The 26,346-nt window shown below is 57.6% G+C and carries 26 protein-coding genes; 11 read left to right on the plus strand and 15 right to left on the minus strand.

What is annotated here, in order from left to right; all coding sequences use genetic code 11:
• The first annotated feature begins 37 nt into the window (after positions 1-37).
• On the plus strand, positions 38-637 hold the full coding sequence (locus B9Z49_RS18590; protein ID WP_108354937.1) for a hypothetical protein: 600 nt from the start codon (positions 38-40) through the stop codon (positions 635-637).
• Positions 638-647: 10 nt separating this feature from the next.
• Here B9Z49_RS18590 and B9Z49_RS18595 read toward each other — a convergent pair whose 3' ends face one another.
• From B9Z49_RS18595 to mdeB, 3 genes are all read right to left on the minus strand, one after another.
• Complete coding sequence (locus B9Z49_RS18595) at positions 648-1,583, minus strand: alpha/beta hydrolase (RefSeq protein WP_108354938.1); 936 nt, start codon at positions 1,581-1,583, stop codon at positions 648-650.
• Positions 1,584-1,671: 88 nt separating this feature from the next.
• Entirely contained in the window at positions 1,672-1,995 is a 324-nt protein-coding gene (locus tag B9Z49_RS18600; RefSeq protein WP_108354939.1) for a type II toxin-antitoxin system HicB family antitoxin, read from the minus strand.
• A gap of 422 nt (positions 1,996-2,417) precedes the next feature.
• Positions 2,418-5,045: an alpha-ketoglutarate dehydrogenase gene (mdeB, locus tag B9Z49_RS18610; protein ID WP_108354940.1), complete on the minus strand. Its 2,628-nt coding sequence runs from the start codon at positions 5,043-5,045 to the stop codon at positions 2,418-2,420.
• 102 nt (positions 5,046-5,147) lie between these two features.
• Here mdeB and B9Z49_RS18615 point away from each other — a divergent pair, with 102 nt between their 5' ends.
• A complete protein-coding gene (locus B9Z49_RS18615; RefSeq protein WP_108354941.1) occupies positions 5,148-5,615 on the plus strand; it encodes an Lrp/AsnC family transcriptional regulator in 468 nt (155 codons plus the stop codon).
• Positions 5,616-5,672: 57 nt separating this feature from the next.
• Here B9Z49_RS18615 and B9Z49_RS18620 read toward each other — a convergent pair whose 3' ends face one another.
• The 5 genes from B9Z49_RS18620 to B9Z49_RS18640 form a co-directional block, all read right to left on the minus strand.
• Positions 5,673-6,464: an SDR family NAD(P)-dependent oxidoreductase gene (locus B9Z49_RS18620; RefSeq protein ID WP_108354942.1), complete on the minus strand. Its 792-nt coding sequence runs from the start codon at positions 6,462-6,464 to the stop codon at positions 5,673-5,675.
• A gap of 39 nt (positions 6,465-6,503) precedes the next feature.
• Positions 6,504-7,790, minus strand: a complete 1,287-nt coding sequence (locus tag B9Z49_RS18625; protein WP_108354943.1) for a TRAP transporter large permease — start codon at positions 7,788-7,790, stop codon at positions 6,504-6,506.
• 7 nt (positions 7,791-7,797) lie between these two features.
• Positions 7,798-8,337: a TRAP transporter small permease gene (locus B9Z49_RS18630; RefSeq protein ID WP_158273539.1), complete on the minus strand. Its 540-nt coding sequence runs from the start codon at positions 8,335-8,337 to the stop codon at positions 7,798-7,800.
• Entirely contained in the window at positions 8,334-9,323 is a 990-nt protein-coding gene (locus B9Z49_RS18635) for a TRAP transporter substrate-binding protein (RefSeq protein ID WP_108354945.1), read from the minus strand. The genes B9Z49_RS18630 and B9Z49_RS18635 overlap by 4 nt, the downstream gene beginning before the upstream one ends.
• A 343-nt stretch (positions 9,324-9,666) precedes the next feature.
• Positions 9,667-10,278, minus strand: a complete 612-nt coding sequence (locus tag B9Z49_RS18640) for a PolC-type DNA polymerase III (protein WP_108354946.1) — start codon at positions 10,276-10,278, stop codon at positions 9,667-9,669.
• A gap of 173 nt (positions 10,279-10,451) precedes the next feature.
• Between B9Z49_RS18640 and B9Z49_RS18645 the strand changes: the two genes are divergently transcribed.
• The gene (locus B9Z49_RS18645; RefSeq protein WP_108354947.1) at positions 10,452-11,540 is read left to right on the plus strand and encodes an alkene reductase; all 1,089 of its coding nucleotides are present in this window, start codon (positions 10,452-10,454) and stop codon (positions 11,538-11,540) included.
• Positions 11,541-11,567: 27 nt separating this feature from the next.
• Here the strand turns inward: B9Z49_RS18645 and B9Z49_RS18650 are convergent, their stop codons facing one another.
• Positions 11,568-11,858 carry a type II toxin-antitoxin system RelE/ParE family toxin gene (locus tag B9Z49_RS18650; RefSeq protein ID WP_108354948.1) on the minus strand — a complete coding sequence of 97 codons (291 nt, stop codon included), beginning with the start codon at positions 11,856-11,858 and terminating at the stop codon, positions 11,568-11,570.
• Positions 11,855-12,157, minus strand: coding sequence for a CopG family ribbon-helix-helix protein (locus B9Z49_RS18655; RefSeq protein ID WP_108354949.1), 303 nt, complete (start codon positions 12,155-12,157; stop codon positions 11,855-11,857). The genes B9Z49_RS18650 and B9Z49_RS18655 overlap by 4 nt, the downstream gene beginning before the upstream one ends.
• A gap of 172 nt (positions 12,158-12,329) precedes the next feature.
• Between B9Z49_RS18655 and B9Z49_RS18660 the strand changes: the two genes are divergently transcribed.
• The 6 genes from B9Z49_RS18660 to B9Z49_RS18685 all read left to right on the plus strand — a co-directional run bounded on the left by B9Z49_RS18660 (position 12,330) and on the right by B9Z49_RS18685 (position 18,732).
• Positions 12,330-13,481 (plus strand): Fic family protein, encoded by a 1,152-nt coding sequence (locus B9Z49_RS18660; protein ID WP_108354950.1) that lies wholly within the window; start codon positions 12,330-12,332, stop codon positions 13,479-13,481.
• A 7-nt stretch (positions 13,482-13,488) separates the two neighbouring features.
• Positions 13,489-14,166: a metallophosphoesterase gene (locus B9Z49_RS18665; RefSeq protein ID WP_108354951.1), complete on the plus strand. Its 678-nt coding sequence runs from the start codon at positions 13,489-13,491 to the stop codon at positions 14,164-14,166.
• Between the two features lie 162 nt (positions 14,167-14,328).
• Positions 14,329-15,363 (plus strand): TRAP transporter substrate-binding protein DctP, encoded by a 1,035-nt coding sequence (gene dctP / locus B9Z49_RS18670; protein WP_158273540.1) that lies wholly within the window; start codon positions 14,329-14,331, stop codon positions 15,361-15,363.
• 12 nt (positions 15,364-15,375) lie between these two features.
• A complete protein-coding gene (locus tag B9Z49_RS18675; RefSeq protein ID WP_108354953.1) occupies positions 15,376-15,870 on the plus strand; it encodes a TRAP transporter small permease in 495 nt (164 codons plus the stop codon).
• A 26-nt stretch (positions 15,871-15,896) separates the two neighbouring features.
• Positions 15,897-17,165, plus strand: a complete 1,269-nt coding sequence (locus B9Z49_RS18680) for a TRAP transporter large permease (RefSeq protein ID WP_158273541.1) — start codon at positions 15,897-15,899, stop codon at positions 17,163-17,165.
• 16 nt (positions 17,166-17,181) lie between these two features.
• Positions 17,182-18,732 carry a class I adenylate-forming enzyme family protein gene (locus B9Z49_RS18685; protein ID WP_108354955.1) on the plus strand — a complete coding sequence of 517 codons (1,551 nt, stop codon included), beginning with the start codon at positions 17,182-17,184 and terminating at the stop codon, positions 18,730-18,732.
• A 26-nt stretch (positions 18,733-18,758) separates the two neighbouring features.
• On the opposite strand, the gene B9Z49_RS18690 is transcribed toward B9Z49_RS18685, so the two are convergent.
• The gene (locus B9Z49_RS18690; RefSeq protein WP_108354985.1) at positions 18,759-19,667 is read right to left on the minus strand and encodes a nitronate monooxygenase family protein; all 909 of its coding nucleotides are present in this window, start codon (positions 19,665-19,667) and stop codon (positions 18,759-18,761) included.
• Between the two features lie 118 nt (positions 19,668-19,785).
• Between B9Z49_RS18690 and B9Z49_RS18695 the strand changes: the two genes are divergently transcribed.
• Together B9Z49_RS18695 and B9Z49_RS18700 are read left to right on the plus strand one after the other, a co-directional pair.
• Positions 19,786-21,345, plus strand: a complete 1,560-nt coding sequence (locus B9Z49_RS18695) for a class I adenylate-forming enzyme family protein (RefSeq protein WP_158273542.1) — start codon at positions 19,786-19,788, stop codon at positions 21,343-21,345.
• 69 nt (positions 21,346-21,414) lie between these two features.
• Positions 21,415-22,077 (plus strand): TetR/AcrR family transcriptional regulator, encoded by a 663-nt coding sequence (locus B9Z49_RS18700; protein ID WP_108354957.1) that lies wholly within the window; start codon positions 21,415-21,417, stop codon positions 22,075-22,077.
• Between the two features lie 30 nt (positions 22,078-22,107).
• Here the strand turns inward: B9Z49_RS18700 and B9Z49_RS18705 are convergent, their stop codons facing one another.
• From B9Z49_RS18705 to B9Z49_RS18720, 4 genes are read right to left on the minus strand one after another with little or no spacing between them, the layout of a single operon-like run.
• On the minus strand, positions 22,108-23,364 hold the full coding sequence (locus B9Z49_RS18705) for a thiolase family protein (RefSeq protein WP_108354958.1): 1,257 nt from the start codon (positions 23,362-23,364) through the stop codon (positions 22,108-22,110).
• A gap of 26 nt (positions 23,365-23,390) precedes the next feature.
• On the minus strand, positions 23,391-24,605 hold the full coding sequence (locus tag B9Z49_RS18710) for a cytochrome P450 (protein WP_108354959.1): 1,215 nt from the start codon (positions 24,603-24,605) through the stop codon (positions 23,391-23,393).
• On the minus strand, positions 24,602-25,591 hold the full coding sequence (locus tag B9Z49_RS18715; RefSeq protein WP_108354960.1) for a PDR/VanB family oxidoreductase: 990 nt from the start codon (positions 25,589-25,591) through the stop codon (positions 24,602-24,604). Before B9Z49_RS18715 ends, B9Z49_RS18710 begins: the two co-directional genes overlap by 4 nt.
• Positions 25,588-26,337: an SDR family NAD(P)-dependent oxidoreductase gene (locus B9Z49_RS18720; protein ID WP_108354961.1), complete on the minus strand. Its 750-nt coding sequence runs from the start codon at positions 26,335-26,337 to the stop codon at positions 25,588-25,590. Before B9Z49_RS18720 ends, B9Z49_RS18715 begins: the two co-directional genes overlap by 4 nt.
• Between the last annotated feature and the right edge of the window lie 9 nt (positions 26,338-26,346).

The following is a 26,346-nucleotide window of genomic DNA, read 5'->3' on the forward strand; positions in this document are numbered from 1 at the left end:
GGCGATTCGGCCAATTCGGCCCCTTCACCTTGTATGTATGGAATTCATCAGCCTGTTCTTCATTTTGGCCATGGGCATCCACTGGCTCAACCTCCAGGGCCAACGCAAACGTACCGCCTTGCTGGCCGAGCAATTGCGCCCTTTTCAGATCGAAAAAAACATGGCCCAACTCACCGGTGCTTACATGCGGGCGCTGGGCGAGTCTGACTTGGCGCGGCAGCAACAGATCATGCAACTGCAAGAACAAGCCGAGCAACAGATGGCCCACGAGTTCCAAAACCTGGCGCGCGAGTTTGCCAAACTGCCCGCGCCCACGTCACGTGGCTTCAAAGTGGCGCTGCCCTACATCGACCAACTCTCGCCCAAATTCACGTTTGACATGCGCCGCATGCTGGAAGTACACGCCCAAGGCATTGAGCGGGCGGTGCACAACCTGCAAGGCCTGTCCACCAAAGAGCGCTCGTTTCGCATGATGGGCGAGATGTTTTTGATGCAGCACAGCTGCCACTGGTTTTGCCGCTCCAAGACCATCGCCTCGGCCCGCATGGTGACCCAGCACCAAACCCGCTACGAGCAAGCGCTGGACGCCGTCAGCCCCGAAACACGCCAGGCTTATATGGCCGTGGTGCAAGGCTGATCAGGTCTGATTAGCCCTGCTTCCAAGCGGTGCGCAGCGCGTGGGCGCATAAGGCCACCGCCGTGTTGGCCTCTTGCAGCACTCGGCCCATGGTGATGAAGCCGTGGATCTGCCGCTCAAAGCAGATGTACTGCGATGAAACACCTGCCCGGCTCAAGGCGTCGGCGTACATGAGGCCCTCGTCGCGCAAAGGATCAAACCCTGCCGTCAACACAAAGGCGGGTGGCAAGTGGGCATGGCTTGTGGCCAACTGCGGGGAGGCGCGCCAGTCCTGAGCGTCTTGTGGCCCGCGCAGGTAGTTGCCCGAATACCAGGCCATCGACTCACGCGTGAGCATGTAGCCTTGGCCGTTGGCTTGGTACGAAGCGGTGTCGGGGGCCATCAGGGTGCTGGGGTAAATCAACAACTGCATGACCGGTTTGAGGCCCAGATCACGCAACCCCAGGCAAGCCGCAGCGGCCAAGTTGCCCCCCGCGCTGTCGCCGCCGATGGCGAGGCGTGCAGGGTCAATGCCCAAAGTGGCCGCTTGCGAGGCCACCCACTGCCACGCAGCCACCGCATCGTCGTAGGCGGCCGGAAACTTGTGCTCTGGCCCCATGCGGTAATCCACCGCGACCACCACGCCACCGGCTTGCTGGCACAGCGAGCGGCACAGCACATCGTGCGTGTCCAGATCGCCAATGGTCCAGCCGCCGCCATGCAGGTAAACCAAGGCGGGCATGGCCTGGGTGGCCGCAATCGGGTGGTACACCCGCACAGCAATGTCCACGCCCGAATGGTGGAACTGCAAGTCTTGCACACGCCCCACCTCGGGCGCATCGGGCTGGGTAAATGTTCGCCGCGCCCGGTAAGAAGCGCGGGCTTCGACCGGCGTTTGCGTGTAAACCGGAGGAATGCCCTTTTCGCTCAGGAGAGTCATCAGGGCTTGGGCTTGCGGGTCGAGCATGGGGCAACTCCGGGGGAGAATGTAGGGACAACGGATTAAGGGTGGGCTAGCTTTACCCGAACTTCATGTCGGGTAGACACTGGCTTGTTCAGGCCGCCAACTTTGCGCTGGCAAGGCGGTTCAGGCTGACGCCCTGTTCGGCAGCCAACAGTGCCAGATTGCGGTGAACAAGCGGCGCAATGCGGACACGGAACTCACCGCTGTAGCTTTTGTCGGCCAGCGCCACCGGGACGGGCTCGCCATTCGACAGCATGTCGGCAACGACATCGCCCACCAACTTTTGAATGCCTTTGAGCGCAGCTTCGGGCGTTTTTGCCAACCAGCTCAGAGAAGCAAACTCGGTGCACAAGCCCACATGCTCGCCATCTTCTGGCGACCATGTCACGCGGTAGGTGTAGTGTTGAATGTTCATGATGAGTTGCCTAATTTTTCGATCGCTTGAAGCACTTGTCTGACTTGATAAGGCTTTGCCTTGCCTTTGGCGTTCTGGATGTTAACGCGTGGATCGCCTGGCCAAGGCGTCTTGATAACAAGGGTGCCATGACTGACAAAACGCGTCAACAAAGACAAAGACCTATTCATCCGGCCCGATGAAGTTTATATGGCCCTTTTGGGTGCCGAGCATGCCGATATTGTTGTCTTTGTAAGAGCCCACCCTGTGGGCGATGGTTTGCAGGGCGTGTTCCACACCCATCGCCCACAGGGGTGGGCTCCCACAAAAAAGTCCATCGCCCACAGGGGTGGGCTCCTACAAAAAATGATCCCTTGCCTGTTGTTCAAGGCTTCAAGAATCCGGATCAATAGGGGTCTCAGCGCACCACGCTCAATGTCGAGTCAAGCGGCCAAAGCCCGCAGCGCCGCTTGCGCAATGCTCTGCGCGTCCACCGCAAAGAAGCGGCGCAGCGCAGCCCGCGTGTCGCTGCGGCCGAAGCCGTCGGTGCCCAGCGTGCGGTAGCGGCGACCCTCGGGCACGGAGGCGCGCACGCACTCGGGTACGGCGCGCACGTAGTCGGTGGCGGCGATGATGGGGCCTTGGGTGGCCGACAACAGACTTGCCAAATGTCCAACGCCAGCACCCGCCGCTGGAACCGCATCTGCCAGACGCTCAAGCGCCATGCCGTCGCGCGCCAACTCGCTCCAACTGGTGATGCTCAGCACCTCCACCCCCACGCCTTGCGCGGCCAGTAGCTGCGCGGCTTTGACCACTTCGGTCAGGATCGCGCCGGAGCCCAGCAAGGTCACGCGCTGGGCCGCATCGCTGGGGCCGTACACGCCAAATCGGTAGCCTCCGCGCAGCACATCGGCCTCCACACCCGCAGGCAAGTCGGGCTGGGCGTAGTTTTCGTTCATCAAGGTCACGTAATAAAACACGTCGGCTTGCTGCTCGACCATCTCGCGCATGCCCGCGTCCAGAATCACCGCCAGCTCGCCCGCAAAGGCCGGGTCGTAGGCCTTGCAGTTGGGGATGGTGGCCGCCACCAAATGGCTGCTGCCGTCCTGGTGCTGCAAGCCCTCGCCGCCCAAGGTGGTGCGGCCCGATGTCGCACCCAACAAAAAGCCCCGCGCCCGCTGGTCAGCTGCGGCCCAAATGGCGTCGCCCACGCGCTGAAAGCCGAACATCGAGTAATAAATGTAGAAGGGCAGCATGGCCAGGCCGTGCACGCTGTAGCTGGTGGCCGCTGCCGTCCAGCTGGCGATCGCGCCCGCTTCGCTGATGCCTTCTTCGAGAATCTGGCCATCGGTGGCTTCGCGGTAACTCAGCACCGAGCCGATGTCTTCGGGCGCGTAGCGCTGGCCCACGCTGCTGTAAATGCCCACCTGCTTGAACAGGTTGGCCATGCCGAAAGTGCGCGCCTCGTCGGCCACGATGGGCACGATGCGCGGGCCGAGTTGCGGGTCTTTGAGCAGGTTGCCCAGCATGCGCACATAGGCCATGGTGGTGCTCATCTCTTTGCCGTCGGCCTGCAGCGCAAACTGCCCGTAGCTGCCGAGTGCGGGCACAGGCAAGCGGTCGCAAGTCGTCTCGCGCTTGGGCAAGCTGCCGCCCAAGCGGGTGCGGTGCTCGCGCAGGTAACGCATCTCGGCGCTGTCGTCGGCGGGTTTGTAAAAGGCCAAGCCCTTGGCTTGCTCGTCGCTCAGCGGCAGGTCAAAGCGGTTGCGGTAGTCGATCAGGTCTTGCTCGTCGAACTTCTTTTGGCTGTGCGTGGTCATCTTGCCCTGGCCCGCGCTGCCCATGCCAAAGCCTTTTTTGGTGTGCGCCAGGATCACCGTGGGCTGGCCACGGTGCGCGGCCGCTGAGGCATACGCCGCGTGGATTTTCACGATGTCGTGACCACCGCGCTTGAGCCGGTCGATCTGCTCGTCGGTCATGCCCTGCGCCAGCCGCGCCAGCTCTTCGTTTTGGCCAAAGAAGTTGTCGCGGTTGTAGCGCCCGTCCTTGGCCGCAAAGGTCTGCATTTGCCCGTCCACCGTGTTTGCAAAAGCGCGCAGCAAAGCGCCTGAGGTGTCGCGCGCCAGCAGGCCATCCCAGTCGCTGCCCCAGACCAGCTTGATCACGTTCCAGCCTGCACCCGCAAACAGCTTTTCCAGCTCGTCGATGATGCGGCTGTTGCCGCGCACCGGACCGTCCAGGCGCTGCAAATTGCAGTTGACCACCCACACCAGGTTGTCGAGTTTTTCTCGCGCGGCCAAGGTCAGGGCGCTCATGCTCTCGGGCTCGTCCATCTCGCCGTCGCCAAACACGCCCCACACCTTGCGGGCACTGCAGTCCTGCAACTGGCGGTGCGTCAGGTAGCGCATGAAGCGGGCATGGTAGATCGAGCTGATCGGCCCCAAGCCCATGGAGCCCGTGGGGAACTGCCAGAAGTCGGGCATCAGCCACGGGTGCGGGTAGCTCGACAAACCGCGTGCGCCGCTGTCGGGCGCAGTGATCTCCTGGCGGTAATGCATCAGGTCCGCCTCGCTCAAGCGGCCTTCCAGAAAAGCGCGGGCATACACCCCGGGTGCGCTGTGCGGCTGGAAGAACACCAAGTCACCCTTGTGTTGCTCGGTGCGCGCATGAAAAAAATGGTGAAACCCGGTCTCGAACAAATCGGCCACGCTGGCGTAACTGGCGATGTGCCCGCCCAACTCGCCATAGGCCTGGTTGGCGCGCACCACCATGGCCAGCGCGTTCCAACGCATGATGGCCACCAGCCGCTCTTCGGTGGCCAAGTCGCCTGGAAACACCGGCTGCTCGTCGACGGCGATGGTGTTCATGTAAGGCGTGTTCAGCTCGGGCTGCCAGCCTGTGCGCTGCTGCCGCGCCACGATGGCCAGCTCGTCCAGAATCTGGCGGGCCCGCTCTGGGCCTTGCGAGCCGATCAGCGACAGCAAAGCCTCGCGCCATTCGGCGGTCTCTTCGGGGTCGATGTCGCCAGTGTTCATCAGGGTGCGGAGCAAAGGTTCGAAAGGTGCGTTCATGCCCTTCACTTTACAGAAGGAGGCGGCGCATATGCTGCGTATTTGCACCCCTCAGACCTGCATTTAAAGCACAATATGCTGAAAATATGAAAGGTTCAGCACATGGTTCTGGACAACGTGGATTTGAAGATACTGAACGAGTTGCAGCGCGACGGCGCACTGTCCAACGTGACCTTGGCCAAGCGCATTGGCCTGTCGCCCTCGCCCTGCCTGGCGCGTGTCAAGGCTTTGGAGAGCAACGGCGTGATTCAGCGCTATGTGGCGCTGGCCAGTGCGGCGGCGTTGGGGCTGGGCCTGACGGTGTTCATCTCGATCAGCCTCAAGACCCAAAGCAAAGCCACCTTGGCCGACTTTGAGGCGCACATCGCGCGGCACGACGAAGTGATGGAGTGCTATTTGATGACCGGCGACAGCGACTACCTGCTGCGCGTGGCGGTGCGCGACATGGCCGCGCTCGAGCGCTTCATTTTGGAACAGCTCTCACCCATTCCCGGTGTCGAGAAAATCCGCTCCAGCTTTGCGCTCAAACAAGTGCGCTACAAAACGGCGCTGCCGCTGGGTTTGGGCTGAGTGATCAGACGCAAGTTGATGTAACCACTTGGCCTGCTGGATTTACCCCAAGCCCATTCAAGCCCGGATCGAGAACCCGCCGTCCACGGCCAGGCATTGGCCGGTGATGTACTGGGCTTCGTCAGACGCCAAAAAAGCCGCTGCCATGGCAATGTCCCAGCCCGTGCCCATGCGGCCGGTGGGGCACAACGCATTGCGCTTTTCCACCATCTCTTCGTGCGAGGCGTACTGGCCTGCAATGGCTTTGTAAATGTGGGGCGTGTCCATCATGCCGGGCATGATGGCGTTGACCCGAATACCCTTGCGCGCGTATTCGAGTGCCATCGACGCGGTCAGGTGGTTCACCGCCGCCTTGCTGGCGTAATAAGCCGGATAAGGGTAGCCGGTGTAACGGATGGCGGCCAGCGATGAAATGTTGACAATCGCGCCCTTGCCCTGCCGCACCATGACGGGCAACACCGCCTGGCAAGTGAGGAAGACACTCTTGAGGTTCACATCCATCGCGTGGTCCCACTCCCCCTCGCTGAGTGTTTCCATGGTGCCCATGGCAGGCAGGCCCACGTTGTTGTGCAACACATCAATGCGTCCAAAATGCGCCACGATCTCGGCCATGACCGCGTTCACCTGGTCGCGTTGGGTCACATCGCAGCGCCAGGCCACCGCTGTGCCACCTTCAGCGACGATCAGGTCCACCGTGGCCTGCGCTGCCGCCAGATCGATGTCGATGGCTGCTATCGTCGCCCCGTCTCGCGCATATTGCACCGCCGCCGCTTTGCCATTGCCCCAACCAGGTCCGACAGAGCCAGCACCGCACACCACAGCCACACGGCCATCAAAACGACGAGTCATGTCTTGTACTCCTTGAAAATTCGGGAAAGTGAATACCGATCAGCGCCCACCAATCAGCCCAGGCAACCACAAGGACACGGCAGGCACAAAGGTAATCAGCATCACCACCCCAATGGCGGCCGCCAGAAATGGCAAAACTTCCCGATTGACCTCATCCGAACGCGCCCCTGCAATGAGTGCGCCAATGGACAGGCTGATCGCTACCGGCGGCGTGATCAAACCGATCAGCAAATTGATGCCGACGATCATTGAGAAATGGTAAGGGTCAATGCCGAACTTGGCGGCCACCGGGTACAGCACCGGGCACAGCAGCACCAAAGACGGGCCATTTTCCATGAAGGTGCCCACCAACAGCAGCAGCAGGTTGACCAGCAACAGGAACACGATGGGGCTGCCGATGGAGCCGAGCATCCACTCGGCAATGCGCTGGGGTGCTTGCTCGTAAGCCAAAAACCACGACACCACCTGCGCTCCGCCCAAAATGATCATGATCACCGCCGTGCCGCGTGCCGAGCTCACCAGTGCCAGCCAAATCTTGCGCCAATTCAGTTCGCGGTGAATGAAAAGACCCACCATCAGCGCATACACCACCGCTACCGCCGATGACTCGGTCACGTTGAAAACGCCTGTGCGGATGCCCACGATCAAAAAGATGGGCATCGCCAACGCCCAGAACGCCAGCTTGAACTCACGCCAGACCCCGGGCAAATTCACCACCGCTGCCGCCGGGTAGCCACGGCGCCTGCTGATCACCACCGCCACCAGCATGATCGCGCTGGCGTACAGCACGCCCGGAATCACCGCAGCCATAAATAGCTTGAGCGGTGACAAATTGGTCAACACGCTGATCATCAAAAACGTGATGGAAGGCGGAATGATCGGACCCACCACATTTGCCGCTGCGGTCAGCGCGGCAGAAAATCCCCGTCCATAACCCGCCTTGATCATGGCCGGAATCAGCACCTTGCCCAGCGCCGAAGTGTCCGCAATGGCCGAGCCAGAAATCCCGGACATCAAGGTGGCCGAAGCCACGTTGGTCATGGCCAAGCCGCCCCGAAAGCGGCCAAAAACGGCATTGCAAAAACCCAGCAAACGGTCCGTCATGCCGCCCTGCGACATGAGCTCCCCGGCCAGTAAAAACAAAGGTATGGCCAGCAACAAAAAGCTGTCCAGCCCCTGATACACCTGTTGGGGCACGATCATCAGGTCAATGTCACCGACAAACACCACCGCAATCGTGGCCGACAGCACCAGTGCAAACGCAACCGGCACCGCCAAAAGCAACAGCACTGCCAAGGACAGCAACAGCACACCAAGCATCGTCATGGGATTCTCAATCGGTTGAGGACAGCGAGTCGACCGGAGGTGTCTCACCCCCCATGCGGGCCAAGGTGAGCATCAGCGCCAGCAACACCGCGCCAATGCCCATCGCCGAATAAGGGATGGCCATGGAAATTTCGAGTGCAGGGGAGTCCTGCGTCGCGTTCATGTCGGCGAAACGTGCGCCCGACCAAGCCAAAACGGCGGCTGTGGTCATGATGCACAAATCCCGAACAGCCAGCAGCCAACTGCGAACAGATGGGGGCACGGCGTTGACCAATGCCCCCACAGCAATGTGCCCACCATCGCGCAGGCAGGCGGCAGCCCCAAGCATGGCCATCCAGGCCACCAGCATGCGGGCAACCTCTTCGGTCCACCCAGGCGCTTTACCGATGACATACCGGCCAAACACTTGGTAAAACAAAGACAAGGCCAAGGCCAGCAGCATCAGTCCCAACAAGATGTTGAGGGTTTTTTCGATGCGCACGGCCCAGGCAATGGCCAACCGGGACAAGCCCTTCGGCGCCCCAGTTTCAGAGGCTCGCTCGCTCACTTGACGTTCGCGAACTTGATGGCCCAAGGTGCCAAGTCAGGGAACTCCTTGCCAATGTCGGCCACGCGGGCTTTCATGGCCACGGTGTCAATGGCGTTGAACTTCATGCCGTGGCCTTCGAGCTTCTTGCGTAAGGCGCCTTCTGTCGACACCATGGTGTCGGTCGCCTCCAGCATCACACGCTCGCCTTCGTCTTTCAGGAGTTTCTGCACGTCAGCAGGCAGACGCTTGAAGCGTGCGTCCGAATAAATCCAGGTCATGGCGCCGATCACATGGCGCGTGTCGATGGCGTACTTCTGCACTTCGTAGTACTTCATCGTGTCGATGATCTCCAGCGGGTTTTCCTGCCCGTCAACCACGCCCTGCTGCATAGAAGTGAACATCTCGGCCATACCCATGGGCACCGGGCTGGCACCCAGCAACTCCCAGGTCATGCGGTACATCTTGAGCGGGGGCACGCGCAGCTTCAAGCCCTTGATGTCGGCCACCGATGCCACAGGCTTGTTAGAGCTGAGCCAGCGTGCGCCACGGTAGCCCGCACCAATGATGCGGAAAGAACTCTTTTTGGCCACTTCTTCCATGAACTCGGCACCCACAGGGCCGTAGTAAACCTTCTTGAAGTGGTCGACATCGCGCACCAGATAAGGATAAGCCTCTAGGCCTGGCAGCACGTTGTAACGGTCGAGCGTACCGATGGACTGGAGCACGATGTCGTTGGTGCCGATCTTCAGGCCTTCGATCGAGGCAGGCCAATCGCCGGTCGAGCCGCTGGCCGCGATCTGGATCTTGACCTTGCCACCCGACTTGGTTTCTACCGCCTTGGCATAAGACTCAGCGGCATTGAACCAGATGTTGCCAGGGTTGTAAATGTGCGCCATTTTCAGGACGATCGGGGCCTGCGCCCAAGCAGGGCCTGCAGACATGCCTGCCACCATGGCTGCAGCACCAAGTGCCTTGAGCATTGCGCGTTTGTTCGTCTTTAACATCTTGAAAGTCTCCTGGATGGGGTGAATGATTTCGTGGCAGCCACCATGTTCTTGCTGCTCGAATCAGTATGTCACCCGACACCCACACGCCCGCAAGGGAAAACCCTAGTACCTACGCCCGCCAGCACGGATGCAGTTACCTGCGTGACACGCCGCCTGAAAACCCCAGCCGGTTAAATTGAAATGGCGCTGGTCGTGGGTATTGGCATTTGAGCTTTTTTTCAGCTTTGAAAAACAGCGTAAACATTTGCCAAAGGCGAGTTTTCCCCAGTTTTTTCGGAACTTTTTGCAACGTTGAATGGAGATCGGGATGCGACTTTTCTTCGCGCCTCCATGGCTGTGCTCAACCACCTGCATGCTGCCTCAAATACGGCCCCACCAAATGCCGACTGGTGCGTTGCAGGCCCATCAGCAAAGCGTGGTCGGGCTGCTGGCAGCCGTAGCGGTTTTTCAGGTCATGCTGCATTTGCGCCAACAAATGCGCAGCCATCTCGGCATCGGCCAAGGCCCGGTGGGCGCGGCCTGACGACGGCAAATGGTGCAAAGCGGCCAGCGTGCCCAGCTTGTGGTTGGGTGCTTGCGGATACAGGCGGCGCGACAGCAGCACGGTGCATGCAAAGGGGTGCGAGCCGTCCTCGCCGCAGCGCGCCAACTCGGCTTGCCAAAACTTTTTGTCGAATGACGCGTTGTGCGCCACCATCGGCCTGCCCGCCACAAACCGAGCCGCCTCGCGCATCACCTGGTCTGCCGGCGGCGCGGCTTGCACCATCTCGTTGGTGATGCCAGTGAGCAGCGTGATAAAACTGTTCACCCGAACCCCGGCGTTCATCAGGCTTTGGTAACGGTCCACCACCTGCCCACCCTCCAGCATCACCACCGCCACCTCGGTGGCGCGGTCGCCCATGCCCGGCGAAATGCCCGTGGTTTCAAAGTCGATGATGGCGATGGCGCTCACGGTGTGGTCCGGCTTGGAGGGGGAGCATCATTATCAATGGACCTTCATCACCAGCCATGGATCCCGGATCGGAGTCCGGGATGACGGATAAGTGGTTGCCGGATCAACAGGTATCAGTTCAAACCATAATCAACGCATCCGTTTTGAACCCTCTGCCTTGCAAAGCCCACCCCATGACCGACACCCTTGCCCAGCTCTTCCAACCCACCCGCATCGGCGACATCGAGATGGCCAACCGCGTGGTCATGGCCCCGCTGACCCGTTGCCGCGCCGACGAGCCCGCCGGCGACATCCCCGGCAGCGCCATGAACATCGAGTACTACCGCCAGCGCAGCAACGCGGGCCTGATCATCAGCGAGGGCACGCAGGTCTCGCCCGGGGGCAAAGGCTATGTGGCCACGCCCGGCATTCACTCAGACGCGCAGGTCGAAGGCTGGAAGCCGATCACCCAGGCTGTGCACGCGGCCGGCGGAAAAATCATTGCGCAAATCTGGCATGTGGGCCGCATCTCGCACCCCGATTTGACCGGCGGCGCTGAACCCATCGCCCCCTCGGCCGTGGCCGCCAAAGTGATGGCCTACGGCCGCAACGGCAAAGTGCCCGCCCCGGTGCCACACGCCCTGAGCGCGGAAGAAATCAAAGAGGTGGTGCAGCAATACCGCCAGGGCGCGGCCAACGCCATGCGCGCTGGTTTTGACGGCGTGGAAATCCACGGAGCCAACGGCTACCTGATCGACCAGTTCTTGCGCGACAGCACCAACTTGCGCACCGACGGCTACGGCGGCTCGCCGCAAAACCGCATCCGCTTTGCACTCGAAGTGGTCGACGCTGTGGCCGCCGAAATCGGCTCAGGCCGCACCGGCATCCGCCTGTCGCCCGTCTCGCCCGCCAACGACTCGGCCGAGAGCAATCCCCAGGCTGTGTTCGGCCCGCTGGTCGAAGCGCTCAGCCAACGCGGCATCGCCTTCATCCACTTTGTGGAAGGCGCCACCGGTGGCCCGCGCGACCTGACCGGCTTTGACTTTGCGTGGGCACGCCAGACCTTTAAAGGCGCTTATATCGCCAACAACGGCTACACCCGCGACATGGCCATCGACGCCATCGCCTCAGGCAGCGCCGACGCCGTGGCCTTTGGCCGCGCCTACATCTCCAACCCCGACCTGGTGCAACGCCTCAAAGCCAACGCCCCATTGGTCAAAGCGAACTCCAGCACCTTTTACGCGCCGGGGCCTGAGGGGTACATCGACTATCCAGCGATGTGAAGGCAGCCAAGTCAATCGGATAGCAGATCAGTGATAGTCCTGCTCTCGCTGATGCCGCAAGGCCAGTACGAACACGACATCAGCATCAGCGTCAAAAACATACAAAGCCAGATAGCCAGAACGTCCTCGTGAAATCACCAACTCACGCATGCCTTGGGGCACAGGGCGGCCCATGAGTGGGTGACGCTCCAACACAGACAAAGCGTCCAGCACCAAGTCCACCGTTTCAACTGCGTATTCAGGCCGGTTGAGACGCAAAAAATCCACCAGCTCTTCGAGGTCCTGAGCAGCCTCGGGCGAGTGCACCAGACGCGTCATGAACGCGGGGCCAGCAATTGCTCCAGCCCCTGCACGGGCGGGCGTTGGCTGTCGATGCCGCGCACCTTGTCCTTGAGGTAGGCCGCCATGGCCTGCCCATCCACACCCAAGCCGGTTTGCAGCAAGTTTTGCCTGGCCAGCAGTGCCTTGGCCACCCAGGCTTCATCCTCCGTCGAGCGGGTGACCGCCGACTCGATGGCCTGCACCATGAACGCGTGCGGCGTGACCCCACGCTGGCTTGCGGCCAGCTGCACTTTGGCTCGGGCTTGATCATCCAATTTGACGGAAAAGGTGGGCATGTGATGACTCCTGTTTCCTTCAGTATAGCTGCGGTGTTACTTAATAAACACCTCATATCACATGCAGCACATCATCGATTCGGCGATGTGAGTCGGTTTTTACGGTCTTGCATCAAATTAAAGAATGCTTTAATGTGTGACCTTGTATTCAAGCAAACTTTAATCACTTGCCATGCGCGTCACCGGGTCATACGTCATATCCACCACCCTTGGAGAGAGTGTGCGGGCGTTCGTACCGCACGCCCTGCCGCCTGCGACGCCCGTGCTCGACGCCTCCAGCTATGCCGAGCTCAACCGCACGGCCGAACTGTCGTTGGCGCGTCTTCAAGGGGTTGCCGGGCTGGTGCCGTCCATTGACTGGCTGCTCTACAGCGCCATTCGCCAAGAAGCCCTCCTCACCTCTCAGATTGAAGGCACCCAAGCGACGCTGATCGACCTGTTTGACAAAGAAGCTGGGCTGACGGTCAGCAACACCGATGATGTGGAAGAGGTGACCAATTACCTGCGTGCCTTTCGCTGGACACAAGACACCTTGCGCGACCCCAAAGGCCTGCCCATGAGCGTGCGCCTGATGCGCCAAGCACACCGCCTGCTCATGGACGGAGCTCGCGGCGCAGGCCGCCAACCCGGCGAATTACGAAAGTCTCAGAACTGGATTGGCGGCACGCGCCCCGGCAACGCCGTGTTTGTGCCTGCACCGCCAGAACATGTCTCGGCGCTGCTGGCTGATCTGGAAAGCTTCATTCACCAAGTAGACACACAAGACACCTTGCCCCCCTTGGTACGGATCGGACTGGTCCACGCCCAGTTTGAAACCATTCACCCATTTCTGGATGGCAACGGCCGTATTGGCCGTTTGCTCATTGCTGCACTCATGGAACAGTGGGGCTTGCTGTCACAGCCCTTGGTTTACGTCAGCGCCTACCTCAAGCAGCATCAATCCGAGTACTACCAACGACTTTCCGCAGTCCGCACTGATGGCGACTGGGAGGGCTGGGTGGCCTTCTTTCTTGAAGGCGTTGCCCGTGCAGCAGACACGGCAGAACGCGGCATTGTTGCACTGGCCAGCCTGATCAATACCGACAGACGTCGCTTGTTGCAGGCCCCCAAAATCACCCCAGCCAGTCTTCGCCTGTTTGAACTCTTGCCACTGATGCCCATCTTTTCCATCGACCAAGTCTGCGAACGCCTGAACACCACCTTCCCCACGGCCACCGCAGCAGTCAAGACACTGGAGGCGCTGGGTATCGTGGTGGAGCAGACTGGACAAAAAAAGAACCGCCATTTCAGCTACCAAGCCTATGTGCAATTGCTGAGCAGTTGACGCCCCCATGCACCCCGGCCCCATCCTCTTTTGCGGCGACCCGCACGGCCAATGGCAGCACATCATCGATGCCGCCTTGCAAACACGCGTCCGCGCCGTGATCCTGCTCGGCGACCTGGAGCCGGCCCGGCCGCTGCACATCGAGCTGGAAGCGATTTGGGAGCGCGTCTGGTTCATCCACGGCAACCACGACACCGACCATGCGGACAACTTTGCCAACGTGTGGCACGACGATGTGAGCGAGCGCAACTTGCACGGCCGCGTCGTCACCCTGCCCTGCGGCACGCGCATTGGCGGGCTGGGCGGCGTGTTTCGTGGTGCGGTGTGGTACCCCAAAGACGCACAAGCCCCCAAGTTTCGCAACCGCGAAGAACACACCCGCATCACCCCACGCCAAGACCGCTGGCAAGGCGGCGTGCACCTCAAGCACTGGTCCAGCATCTACCCCGACGAAGTCGAACAACTGGCCGCGCTGCAGGCCGACATCCTCATCACCCACGAAGCCCCCGGCTACCACGAACACGGATTCCACGAGCTGGACGAACTGGCGCGCCGCATGGGCGTGCGCACCACGGTGCATGGCCACCAGCACGACTGCATCGACAGCAGCGCGCGCTGGGCTGAGCAGGGGTTTGAAAGTTATGGGGTGGGGCTGCGGGGGGTGATGGCGTGGCCTAGAGGGTGATGCCCCGATGGCGAAGTGTTTCGAAAACAAGGGGTAGCGGGTAAACCCCTAAAAAAGTCAACAACCAAACGATTGTTTTGTCGGACCTCAATCGATAGCATGAAGGGGGCACACATCAATTTCCACCATGTGGCAACTTTGAAAAACGACTTGGAGTCACCGATGAAGAAACATTTTTTGGTTACCTGCGCTGCACTGGCACTTGCACTACCCTCGCAAGCTCAAGATTACCCATCCTTGTCACTGAAGATGGCACACCCTCTGGCGCAAACTTTTCCGGGTGCCGAATGGGACAAGTGGTTTGCTGAAGAGATTGAAAAACGATCTGGCGGAAAGATCAAAATTCAAATTTTCTGGTCTGGTCAGCTGGGTGGCCTCACAGAAATTAAAAACCTCGTCGGCAATGGCGCTGTTGACATCGGCGTATTCGCTCAAGCTGTTCATGCTTCTGAGCTTCCATTAACTTCTGTTTCAGCCGGTCTTCTCAACAGGGTATCGGCTGATGCGAAGACAGGCTCCGAATTGGCGCGTGCCAGCTACGCGACCAAAACTGTGACCGATGAACTCCAGGCTCAAAACCTCAAAGTCATCAAGTGGACAGTACCCTCCCCTTACAAACTACTTTGTAACAAGGCGGTCAACACATCCGCCGACCTCAAAGGATTGAAAGTCAGAGCGGTTGGTGGCGCCTATGTGCCCATTTGGATGGAGGCTTATGGCATGGTGCCAACGCGGGTTCAAGCGACGGAAATCCGCGAAGGTCTGCAGCGTGGAACGCTCGATTGCAACTTCGGCCCCATCGAATGGACGCCTTTTTCAGATCTGCAAAAAGTCGCGCCGTATCTTTCAGATTTGAATACGGGCTCCTTCACAACATTCCAGATGTATGTGCCCGCCAAGGCTTACAACGCATGGCCACGCTCGGTACAGACATTGTTCACGCAAGTGGCTCAAGAAGCCATGCAAAAAGACCTGGCGGCTCTGCCCAAAGTCGAAGCCGATGCGATGGACAAATTCAAAGCCACAGGTGGCAGCATCGTTCAGATGAAAGATCTGCAAAATTTCATCGCGCGTTCGCCTGACATGATCCAAATCTGGGTGGACAAGTCCACGAAAGACGGCCTGGGCGAGAAGATCAAAGAATTGATTCCCCTGCAAAGGAAAGCTGCTCAAAGCTTTGCAAACTCGCGCAACTGATCTCAGTTGAAGATGAATAAATTAATTCAATGGATTGAAAAAGCAGCACTTGCAGTTTGCGCAAGTGCTGTGCTCATCATGATGGTTATTGGTTCAATAGACATCGTGATGGGCAACGTTCTGGGCTTTTACATATCGTACAAAGTAGAGCTGTCCGGGACGCTTTTAGCGACCAGTATTTTCTTGGCATGCAGTCCTGTTCAAAGAGGCAATGAACATATTCGAGTGGATTTATTCGAACATTACATGGGTGACAAAACCAGAAAAATGACCGCTTTCCTTGGTAATTTGTGCGGGCTTTTATTTGTAGGCTTGATTAGCTATGGGCTATGGAATCAGGCATTCAAAAGTGTGATGATTTTTGAGGCATCTGCAGACACATCAGGGTTTTTAATTTGGCCCTGGAAATTAGCATGCCCCATTGGGACGAGTCTTTGCGTTCTGACCATCGGGGGTCAATTGATTCAGCAAATTTTCACTTCCTCATCATTGAAGGAAAGCAAGTGACGGTAGGTTTAATAGGTTTTGTAGCCATGCTCGTTCTGTTGGGTCTTGGCATCCCAGTAGCCTACTCAGTTGGAACCGTTGCGATTGTTGGCATTTTTTATGCCATTGGCCCCACTTTTTTGTTGTCCACGATCCAGTCACTGCCCTATGCCTTCGCAAGTGACTACAACTTTGTTGTTGTTCCATTGTTCGTTTTGATGGGCACTTTGGCATCACGAGCCGGGATCATCACTGATCTGTACAAAGCTGCGTTCCAGTTAACAAGTGGAATTCGTGGAAGCCTGATGATGGCGACGGTGATGGCGCAAGCCATGTTTGCAGCCATATCGGGCTCGACAACCGTCGCAGCAAGCATCTTCACGCGCATGGCTTTGCCAGAAATGATCCGCTATGGGTACAACCCTGGCGTGTCTGCTGGCTGTGTTGCTGCTGCTGGCACTCTGGCAGGGCTCATTCCACCCTCTATTGCCATGGTGCTTTTTGCAGTGCTGACGGGAGAACCTATTGGCAAGTTGCTGATCGCCGGCATCTTGCCCGGTGTCATGACCGCAGTGGGCTATATCGTGGGCATTCGGATCATGCTGATCTACAGACCCGAATGGGCTCCTATGATCAGTGAAAGATTCAGCTTGAAGCAAAAGCTGCAGGGCATTTCAAAAGCTTGGGCTGTTTTCTTGTTGATTGGCTTGGTTGTTGGCGGCATTTACACAGGCACGTTTCCGCCTTCAGCTGCAGGAGCCGTTGGCGCCACGGGTGTTCTTCTGATTGCCCTTTCTACCAAGCGTTTGCCCAAGGGTGCTCTTTGGGAAAGTCTCATTGAAAGTGCACGCATCTCCGCTGTACTTTTCTTGATCGTCATGGCAGGTCTCTTGTTCAGTCGATTCCTGCTGATCAGCGGCTTCATCGGCGACCTCAAAGCATTGGTGGTCACCCTCGAAATGAGTGCCTTCGTGTTTATTGCCTTGGTGGTCATCCTGTATTTGATCTTGGGTTGCTTCGTGGACAGTGTGTCTTTGATGATCATCACGCTGCCGTTCCTATATCCCATTTCCACGTCCTTGGGCATCAATGGCATCTGGTTTGGTGTGCTCATCATCAAGCTCATCGAGATTGCCGCCATCACGCCACCCGTGGGTCTGAATTTGTTTGCAGTTTTGTCATCGGGCAAGGGACTCGTCAATTCGCGTCAATTGTTTGCAGGTGTCATGCCCTTCCTCGTCATGGAGGCGGTGTTGCTGGCATTGCTGATGGGTTTCCCTGCCATCGCCACCATCTTGCCCGAATTGATGGACTGAAAATCAGGAGAAGAATATGAGGGCGACAGACGCGCTGGACAAAGCGGGCTTGAGAACGCCTAACGCCATCTTCGTCCAGCAGGGCGGCATGTCCGTGAGCTACCAAGAGGCGGTCTCGATGTCCCATCGGATCGCTGCAAAAATCCAGCATATGGGCGTTGCGCCGGGTACACGTGTCGCCTTTTTGTCCCCCAACGATTGGCGTGGCTTGATTTTCATGTACGGCCTCTGGCGCGCAGGCATGGTCTTGGTGCCCGTCAATGTCAGAAACAGTCCCATCCTTAATGCCGGCATTTTGCGGCAGCACAAACCCACGGCCATGGTGCATCACAGCCTGGTCGGCACGCTGGCGGCACATGTGAAAGCAGAACTGCACGCACTGTCCCAATGGTGCTGTCTCGACCAACAAGATGGCGAAATCCCTTCACTCATGGATTGGATGGCGCCTGCGGGATCGATCGCCAAAGAACTGCCCAACGACCCTTTGGCGCCTTGGACGCTGTATTCCACCAGCGGAACCACGGGCAGCTCCAAAGGGGTTTTGCACACACACCTGTCCAACTACGTGACCAGCGTCGACATGCTGTTTGCCATGCGCGCGCACGAAGCCAAACGTCACTTGGTTGTGGCGCCCATGACCCACTTTGCGGGCAGCTTCATCTTCGCACTCACCATGACAGGGTCCACGCATGTGTTGCTGGACAAGGCTGACCCCCTGGAAATCCTGGAAACCATCGAGAAAGAAAAAATTCAAATCCTCTTTCTGCCACCCACCGTGATTTACATGCTGCTGGCCTCTGAAAAAATCAAATCATTTGATTACGGAACGCTGGAACATTTTGTTTATGCCGCAGCGCCCATGGCCGAAGAACCCCTGAAACAGGCCCTGTCGGTTTTTGGTCCCGTCATGGTGAACATGTATGGTCAAGCAGAAGCCATCGGTCCCATCACCTCTTTGTCACCCACCGATCACATGCAAGGCGCAACACCTGCGCCTGCGAACGTCTTGCGATCGATTGGCACGCCCTCCATCAGTCGACAAGCACGGGTCATGCGCGAAGATGGCCAATGGTGCGAAACAGGCGAGCCCGGTGAAATCGTCTTACGCGACTGGGTCAGCAATGCCGCCTATCTGGACGATGAACCCGCAACTGCTTTGGTGCACCGATATGGCTGGTACCACACAGGTGACGTGGGTGCCATGGATCAAGACGGCCGCATCACTTTGCTGGACCGGAAAAAAGACGTGATCATTTCAGGTGGTTTCAACATCTACTCTGCAGGTGTAGAGCAAGCTTTGATGACGCATCCCGCCGTACAGGAAGCATGTGTCTTTGGCATCCCAGACGACAAGTGGGGTGAATCGGTACACGCCGTCTTGGAACTCAAGCCCAACTGCGTGGTCGACGCTGTTGAACTTCAAAACTTGGTGAAAGCGCAAATCGGATCGGTCAGTTCACCCAAGTCCCTGGAGTTCACAGACAGTCTGCCCAGAAGCGCAACGGGAAAAGTGCTCAAACGGGAACTGCGAATGCGCTACTGGCAGGGCAAAGACAGGGCGATATGAACTGCCGAACAGATGGAGCCAGTGGTTTATCGGGCGACACCTTCAGTGGCCTGAAGCCATTCTTGATGCAATATTTCAACCCTTCGGGCCACTGTCTCCACCGCACCAACAGAGGCCACCCCTTGGCCTGCACTCCACGCGGTTTTCCAACTGGCCAAATCGCTCGACCCCTTGGGCAGCAAACTGCCATCGGCTTGCATGATGCCTTGCGCCAACAGGGACGATTTCAAAAAGTTGGCAGGAATGCCCGTCACCGCATCGGTCTTCACAATGTCATCGGCACCCGCACTCGCCAAGGCCTCTTTGTAAGCTGGCAACGCCATGCTTTCGGGCGTGGCGATGAATGGCGTTCCAATGTAGGCCATGTCAGCCCCCGCCACTTGAATGGCTCTGACTTGACGCCCGGTGCTCAAACAACCCGCAACGGCCAAGGGGCCCGACCAAAAGCCACGGACCTCCTCGATGAAGGCAAAGGGATTGATCCATCCCGTATTGCCACCCGCGCCTGCCGTCAAAAGAACCAGCATGTCAACGCCCGCCTGTATTGCCTTTCGAGCATGCCTGACGGTGGCCACGTCTGCCAACACCTGACCGCCATAGGCATGAACGCGCTCGACCACATTGACGGGCGACCCAACGGAAGTGATGACCCAAGGAACACGGTGGTTGATCACGATGTCCAAATCGTCATCCCGCCTTCCATTGGATGGATGCAGGATCAGGTTGGCCGCAAAAAGCCCGCTCGCGCCGCGGGTTCGGTCCTTGATTTCTGCCAGCCAAGCATCCAGCAAACCGGGCGTTCGGGCGTTGAGCGTTGGAAACGATCCCACAATGCCTGCATTGGCCGCGGCCACCACCAGCTCGATACCGCTGACCAAAAACATGGGCGCGGCAACCACTGGAACCTTGAATAAAGAAATCGCTTTTGTATCCATGCTGACCGACATAAAGTTTCAAAGAGAAGATCCGTGAACCACGGATGCAGTGTTTCAACCTGACAAGCCATCTGCCAAGACAAGCCAAATTACCATGAATTCACCGAAGGAGAAAACCTTGTTATCCCTTGACCATGCCGAGATCACAATACCTGACATCTTCAGCAGCCACGGTAAGTTTCGCAAACACCAAGAAGCTGTGGTGTGCGGCTCAGTCAGACGCACTTGGGGCGATTTCAACGACAACATGAACCGTGTGGCCAACGCACTTTTGGCATCCGGCGCTTCGAGAGGTGACCGGGTTGTGGTCATGATGGGCAACTCGGTGGAGATACTCGAGGTCATGTTCGGTATTGTCAAAGCAGGCTGCTGTGTGGTTCCGCTTTCCGGTTTACTCACAGGTCAACAACTGGCTTCCTTGATCAACGATTGCGGGGCCACACAGGCATTTGCAACCACGGACTTCATCGAGCGCCTGCGTCCATATCAAGATGAACTCGTGCATCTTCAAGAAAACCAGCGCTATGTTGTCCACGGTCAGGCTCAGGGATGGAAGGATTACCGCGCCTTGACCGATGCCCAGCCCACGGACACCCCGAATGTGGTCTACCGCTCTGAGGATGCCTTCAACATCATCTACAGCTCGGGCACAACAGGCTTACCCAAAGGCATCATGCAAAGTCACCGGGCCAGAGTGCATTGGGCCATTTCCAACGCCATAGAAATGCGGTTCAGTGACCGCAGCCGCGCACTGACCACCACTTCACTTTATTCCAACGGCACATGGCTCATGATGCTGCCCGTTCTGTTCAGTGGTGGCACCTGCGTCGTCATGCCTGCTTTCGATCCGATGGCATTTTCAAAAATGGTGGAGGATGAAAAAATCACACACACCTTCATGGTGCCTGCTCAGTTCATTGCGCTGCTGCAGACCGATATGGACCCGTATGACCTGAGCACCTTGGAAGTGATCCTTTGTGCAGGCTCGCCACTGAGACGTGAAACCAAACGCCAAGTCATCGAACGCATGGGTGACAAACTCATCGAACTGTATGGCTTCAGTGAAGGCTTTGCGACGATGCTCAAACCGGGTGCACCTGCCGACAAATTTGACACCGTGGGCATCCCCGTCCTGGGTTTTGAGGTGCGCATTCTGGATGAATCGGGGCTGGTTCTTGGCCCCGGAGAAATTGGTGAAATTGCAGGTTATGGGCCAGGCATGATGTCTGGCTACCACGGCAAAGCTGGTGAAACAGCAGAGCTGATTTGGCAGGACGAAAGAGGGCGAACATTCATTCGCTCGGGCGACATAGGGCGCCAAGATGAAGATGGCTATCTCACATTGGTGGACCGCAAAAAGGACATGATCATTTCCGGCGGCTTCAATGTTTTCCCTGCAGATCTGGAAGAAATTTTGGGTCAACACGCCGACGTCCTGGATGCCACGGTCATTGGCGTTCCGCATGAGCGCTGGGGAGAAACACCATTGGCTTTGGTCATCCTCAGGCCTGGTGCCATTTTTGATTCACCCTCCATGCTGTCTTGGTGCAATGAACGCTTGGCCAAACACCAAAGACTCTCCAACATCGAAACGAGACCAGACTTCCCGCGCAATGCTTTGGGAAAGGTCTTGAAGCGGATCTTGCGTGAGCCCTACTGGGTGAATGCCAAAACCTGAAAATACATCAAGCCGCAATGAACACTGAATTTAAGGTTTAACATCCTGACAACACATGCGCGCAACGAGATGAAACCCATCACCACACCCAGTCCCAAAGCGAAAAAGCCACCCCAAAGTGCCAGTGTCACTCCCTCAAAGACCAAAGACACGGCTGAGGGGGCTATTGGCGACAGAAGGGCGGAGTTGATTGAGAAAGCAGCGCAATTGTTCGGTGAACGGGGGTATGCCAACACGTCGATGCGGGATATATCGGCTGCATTTGGCATTTTGCATGGATCGATTTACCACCACTTTGGATCCAAGGAAGAACTGTTCATCACGGTTTACGCCTCTGGGGTGGATCGTTTCGTCAACGACGTCGAAAAAGCCATCGAACCCTTGACCGACCCTTGGCAAAGACTTGAAGCGGCTTGCATTGCGCATCTAGAGGCCTTACTCATGCGGGAAAGTCCTGCGGCGACCGTTCTGGCCGATTGGTCTGCCAATTATTCAGACAGCATGCGCACTGCATTGGTGGCGCAACGTGACAAGTACGAAAAAGTGTTCTCCGAACTGACCGATGCCGTTGACTTGCCAGCGGGCATCAAAAGGCGCTACTTCCGTTTGGGCCTTCTGGGTGCTCTCAATGGCGCACTCATGTGGTACCAACCGGGTGGTGACGCACCGGCCACCGTGGCCAAGCATCTTTTTTCTCTTTTCAGGAAAAGCGCAGAGACCCACCATCCTTGAACCTGGCGGTCATCATCCGCCAAGCGGACATCAATTTTGGCGTTGGAGAATGGTGATGGAGCAAGCGGCTTCATCAAAGCCAATCACCCCTCCACCATTTTCTGCCAGTGCAATGTTTGCGCCTTCAGATTGCCTGCTGCCAGCTTCACCCCGCAATTGGGTCACCAGCTCATAAATCATGGACAGCCCAGTGGCACCGACCGGGTGCCCTTTGGACACCAGCCCGCCCGACAAATTGATGGGCAGGTCTCCCCCCAAAGAAGTGGCACCACTGGCCACATAAGCGCCGCCCTGACCCACTTCACAAAATCCCAGCATTTCTGCCTGGTAAATCTCACAAAACGATGTCGCGTCATGCACCTCGGCAATGTCGATGTCTGAAGGCGACAGACCTGCCTTTGCATAAGCCCGTTTGGCGGCCACATGCGACAGGCCCGGCTCGGCCAAGTCGCGGTACTTTCCACCGGTCAACACGCTGGCACTGACCGCAATGGCCCGCTCCTGAACAAGCTGGGGCAGTTCACGCAAAAAACGCTCCGAGCAAAGCAACGCAGCAGCCGCTCCATCACCCACGGGCGAACACATGGCGCGGGTCAGAGGCCAACTGATCTCCCGATCATTGAGCACCTCCTCCGGTGTGATGGTGAACCGGTACTGCGCATTCGGATTCAAAGCCCCCATGGCGTGGTTTTTGGAAGATGCATAGGCGATCTGCTCACGCGTCGTGCCGAAAGTCTTCATGTGGTACGCCGCCTGCATGGCATAGGTGTCCATGAACAAGGTCCCGCCGCCACTGTTGGTCACAAAAGGTTTGCCCGATTGCTCGCCGGCCTTCAGGTAATACGCCTGCCACTCGTGCGGATCAAGCTGGTCAATTCCACCCTGAAAAATTTCCATGGTGCGCTCAGGATCGCCCGGGAAAAATGTTTTTTCGACACCCATGGCCAGCGACAAATCACACTCGCCAGAAAGGATGTCTTTGTATGCACCATGAAACGCCATGGAGGCTGTCGCACAGCCGCCTTCAACGTTGATGAGCGGCACCCTTTCCGGAAAAATGCCTTCGCGCACCAAAGGGGTAAAACACACCTGACCCCGGATATTGCGCTGCCCAAAGGTGCCCATGCCGCAATTGCCAAACCAGGCTTGCTGAATTTGATGCGCGACATCGGCCCCCGCATCAGAGAGCAGCCCCATGAATGCTTCTCGGGTGAGGTCTTTGAATGTTTTGTCAGCCTGCTTGCCAAAGGGCGTGCACGAAACACCAATCACATAAACATCGCTCATGAGGAACCTCCAGAGATCAAACCGGTTTAACCGAGAACCAAGGGCAATTGCGTGGGGCCGCGCATGACCAAGGCATCCAACCACTTCACCTCGCCTTGCCCAAAGCGCATGGCAGGGTATTGGGCCACCAGTGACCCGATGCACACCTTGGCCTCGAGCCTCGCCAAAGGAGCGCCAAGACAAAAGTGAAGACCTTGACCAAAGGTCAAATGCCGATTGGGGGTGCGGTTCAGAATCAACTCATGAGGCCGATCAAATCGACGCGGGTCTCTGTTGGCTGCATTGATCATTGCAAACACACGATCACCGGCCACCAATTTTTTACCATGCAACTCATGGTCGACCGCAGCCACGCGCGCAATGCTGTTGCTGGGCCCGTCGTAGCGCAGAAACTCCTCAACGGCAGCATCAATCAGCGCGGGGTCATCGTGCAGTTTTTGCTTTTGCTCCGGGTGCTGAATCAGTGCCACCACGGCACTGCCCAGCAAACTGGTCGTCGTTTCATGCCCCCCAAACAAGACGAGCATGCACATGGCCACCAACTCATCCTCGCTCAAAGCGCCATTCGCATCCTTGGCATTCACCATGGCGGTGATGACATCATCGCTGGGAGCGCTGCGCCTTTGTGCAATCACGTCCCGGAAATAAGAAGACATGCGATCGGCACCATCTCTGGCCTTCCTGTATTTGTCTTCTTCTGAACGCGATGTGCCAATGAACAAACGTAAATCGTCGGACCATTGCTTGATTTCAGCAAAGTCCTCACGCGGCAAACCCATCATGTCCAAAATGACGTAAGCGGGCAGCAGCACAGCGACTTTTTCCATGAAATCCACTTCGTTCGATGGATCCACGGCTTCCAGCAATTGCTCCACCGTCTTTCGGATAGCGACTTCTCGCGACTGAATCAGCTGGAGCGAGAAGACCACATTCATCATCTTTCGAAGCCGGGTGTGTTCAGGCGGCGCCTTGAACACCAGCCACTCATTGAGGTAGCGCATCACACCAGAAAGAATGTCACGTCGCTCGTCTTTCAAGGCCTCGTAAAAAGGCCGCAAGCGATCCGATGACATGTTGGACGACATGGCCACCTGCCTGACATCGTCATAGCGCGTGATGATCCAGCTTTTGATCGCCGGGCTCCAGTGCACCGGATCCCGTTCTTGCAATGCCTCGTAGAAAGGAAAGGGATTGGTTCTGATCGCCTCGTTGGACGGATCGTAGACAAGGGGTTCAGTCATAGATCCAGCACCAAACAACGGGTTAAGGAACGAGAGCAACAGGGCGTGAAAGCGTCATTTTTTTCATGCTCTTCGGGCAACATGAATTGATCACGGTGGTCTGGCGTGCCCTCGAGAACCGGCGTCAAACAAGACCCGCAATGCCCCTGTTCACACGACACCAGCACCTCAATGCCCGCCGCCGAAAGTGCCTGAACTGCCGTCTGGCCCACGGGCACCTCCACCATGGCACCCGTTGATTGAATCTTGATGGTGAATGCCTGATCCATTGGTACAGATCCTCCTGAAATTGGCGCTGTCGATCCGCCAAAAAGTTCTGTTCTGATTTTTGTGTCTTGCACACCTGCCGCTTTGGCAGCACCCATCACCGCAGTCATGAAGCCTGCCGGGCCACAGGTATAAAGCCATGCATGCGCATCTGCATCAGAGAAAATTTGTGCAATGCTTGAAGAATTCTCGTCATCAAATGAAAAAGTCACGTCGCTGGCGTAACTTGAGGACTTGAGCTCCTCAACGAATGCCGCACTCGCATGGCTTCGGGCATGGTAGTGAAGACGGAATTTTCTTTTTTGCGCACTGAGGGTCTCAGCCATGGCCAAGATGGGGGTGATGCCTATCCCCCCGGCAACCAACACAACCAGGTGGTCATCTGATGGCAAAGCAAACAGGTTGCGTGGACCACGCGCTTGCAGTCTTTGTCCGGCCTTGATGTCGTTTTGAAGATTCAGCGATGCACCACTGCCATGGGGATCACCCAGTACCGCAATGCGCCAATGCTTCTCGCCGTGGCGGCTGCACAAGGAATACTGCCGGACCACCTCATGGCCCATGCGATCGGTCGCCTGGATGTCGATGTGTGCTCCTGCTTCCCAGTTGGGAAGCTCAGTTCCATCAAGGCTTGAGAGTTCAGCGACCAGCACATTGGCACCCTGAATGGACCAATTCACCACGGCCAATTCGGTAAAGCCTGCCGCTGCTGCATTCATAGCGGGGGCATCCGGAGACCGCCATCGAGTCGAATGGTTTCCCCATTGACCATGGGGTTGGCTGCGACAGCCATCACAAAATCTGCAAACTCTTCTGGCTTACCCGGGCGCTGGGGCCAAGCAGCGTTTTGCAACAAGCCATCGAGCACGTCCTGCGAGACATGGGCTTCCACCATGGGCGTCATGAAAACGCCCGGGCAAATGGTGACGACACGTATCGCGTGCTTTCCCAACTCTCTGGCCAGTGGCAAGGTCATGCCTGCGACCGCCGCTTTGGAAGCAGAATACGCAGCCTGTCCGATCTGCCCATCAAACGCAGCGATTGAGGAAATGTTGATGATCACCCCCCTTTGACCGTTTTCAGTCAATGGCAGGTCGATCATCTGTTCGGCCGCCAGTCGCAGCACATTGAACGTGCCCAGCACATTCACCTCCATGACTTCGCGAAAGAGCTCCAGGGTGTGGACACCCTTGCGTCCAATCAATCGGGCGTTTTTGCCAACACCCGCGCAGTTCACGATCAGCCGAGCAGCCCCGAATTGCTCTGCCGACTCGCTCAAGGCCTTTTTCACTTCAGCTTCTGAAGTGACATCACACATCACATACCGGACGGATGCATGGGGGGGGCCGTCATGCCGATCCAAAACAGTCACCTTCACGCCGTTGGCGCTCAACTTGCTCACCAACGCTTGGCCAAGACCCGATGCGCCACCGGTCACCACTGCGGTATTGAATAACTCTTTCATGCTGGTAAG

Source organism: Limnohabitans sp. 2KL-51 (genome assembly GCF_003063645.1).
Classification (GTDB): Bacteria; Pseudomonadota; Gammaproteobacteria; order Burkholderiales; family Burkholderiaceae_C; genus Limnohabitans_A.

Bases quoted from the DNA above. Each gene is read 5' to 3' on its own strand.
- B9Z49_RS18680 (WP_158273541.1), top strand. From the start codon at position 15,897: ATGCTCGTTCTGTTGGGTCTTGGCATCCCAGTAGCCTACTCAGTTGGA.
- B9Z49_RS18590 (WP_108354937.1), top strand. From the start codon at position 38: ATGGAATTCATCAGCCTGTTCTTCATTTTGGCCATGGGCATCCACTGG.
- B9Z49_RS18675 (WP_108354953.1), top strand. From the start codon at position 15,376: ATGAATAAATTAATTCAATGGATTGAAAAAGCAGCACTTGCAGTTTGC.
- B9Z49_RS18615 (WP_108354941.1), top strand. From the start codon at position 5,148: ATGGTTCTGGACAACGTGGATTTGAAGATACTGAACGAGTTGCAGCGC.
- B9Z49_RS18595 (WP_108354938.1), bottom strand. From the start codon at position 1,583: ATGCTCGACCCGCAAGCCCAAGCCCTGATGACTCTCCTGAGCGAAAAG.
- B9Z49_RS18655 (WP_108354949.1), bottom strand. From the start codon at position 12,157: ATGCCCACCTTTTCCGTCAAATTGGATGATCAAGCCCGAGCCAAAGTG.
- B9Z49_RS18715 (WP_108354960.1), bottom strand. From the start codon at position 25,591: ATGAATGCAGCAGCGGCAGGCTTTACCGAATTGGCCGTGGTGAATTGG.
- mdeB (WP_108354940.1), bottom strand. From the start codon at position 5,045: ATGAACGCACCTTTCGAACCTTTGCTCCGCACCCTGATGAACACTGGC.
- B9Z49_RS18650 (WP_108354948.1), bottom strand. From the start codon at position 11,858: ATGACGCGTCTGGTGCACTCGCCCGAGGCTGCTCAGGACCTCGAAGAG.
- B9Z49_RS18635 (WP_108354945.1), bottom strand. From the start codon at position 9,323: ATGTTAAAGACGAACAAACGCGCAATGCTCAAGGCACTTGGTGCTGCA.
- B9Z49_RS18690 (WP_108354985.1), bottom strand. From the start codon at position 19,667: ATGGATACAAAAGCGATTTCTTTATTCAAGGTTCCAGTGGTTGCCGCG.
- B9Z49_RS18665 (WP_108354951.1), top strand. From the start codon at position 13,489: ATGCACCCCGGCCCCATCCTCTTTTGCGGCGACCCGCACGGCCAATGG.
- B9Z49_RS18700 (WP_108354957.1), top strand. From the start codon at position 21,415: ATGAAACCCATCACCACACCCAGTCCCAAAGCGAAAAAGCCACCCCAA.
- B9Z49_RS18685 (WP_108354955.1), top strand. From the start codon at position 17,182: ATGAGGGCGACAGACGCGCTGGACAAAGCGGGCTTGAGAACGCCTAAC.
- B9Z49_RS18710 (WP_108354959.1), bottom strand. From the start codon at position 24,605: ATGACTGAACCCCTTGTCTACGATCCGTCCAACGAGGCGATCAGAACC.
- B9Z49_RS18645 (WP_108354947.1), top strand. From the start codon at position 10,452: ATGACCGACACCCTTGCCCAGCTCTTCCAACCCACCCGCATCGGCGAC.
- B9Z49_RS18705 (WP_108354958.1), bottom strand. From the start codon at position 23,364: ATGAGCGATGTTTATGTGATTGGTGTTTCGTGCACGCCCTTTGGCAAG.
- B9Z49_RS18620 (WP_108354942.1), bottom strand. From the start codon at position 6,464: ATGACTCGTCGTTTTGATGGCCGTGTGGCTGTGGTGTGCGGTGCTGGC.
- B9Z49_RS18625 (WP_108354943.1), bottom strand. From the start codon at position 7,790: ATGACGATGCTTGGTGTGCTGTTGCTGTCCTTGGCAGTGCTGTTGCTT.
- dctP (WP_158273540.1), top strand. From the start codon at position 14,329: ATGAAGAAACATTTTTTGGTTACCTGCGCTGCACTGGCACTTGCACTA.
- B9Z49_RS18660 (WP_108354950.1), top strand. From the start codon at position 12,330: ATGCGCGTCACCGGGTCATACGTCATATCCACCACCCTTGGAGAGAGT.
- B9Z49_RS18720 (WP_108354961.1), bottom strand. From the start codon at position 26,337: ATGAAAGAGTTATTCAATACCGCAGTGGTGACCGGTGGCGCATCGGGT.
- B9Z49_RS18600 (WP_108354939.1), bottom strand. From the start codon at position 1,995: ATGAACATTCAACACTACACCTACCGCGTGACATGGTCGCCAGAAGAT.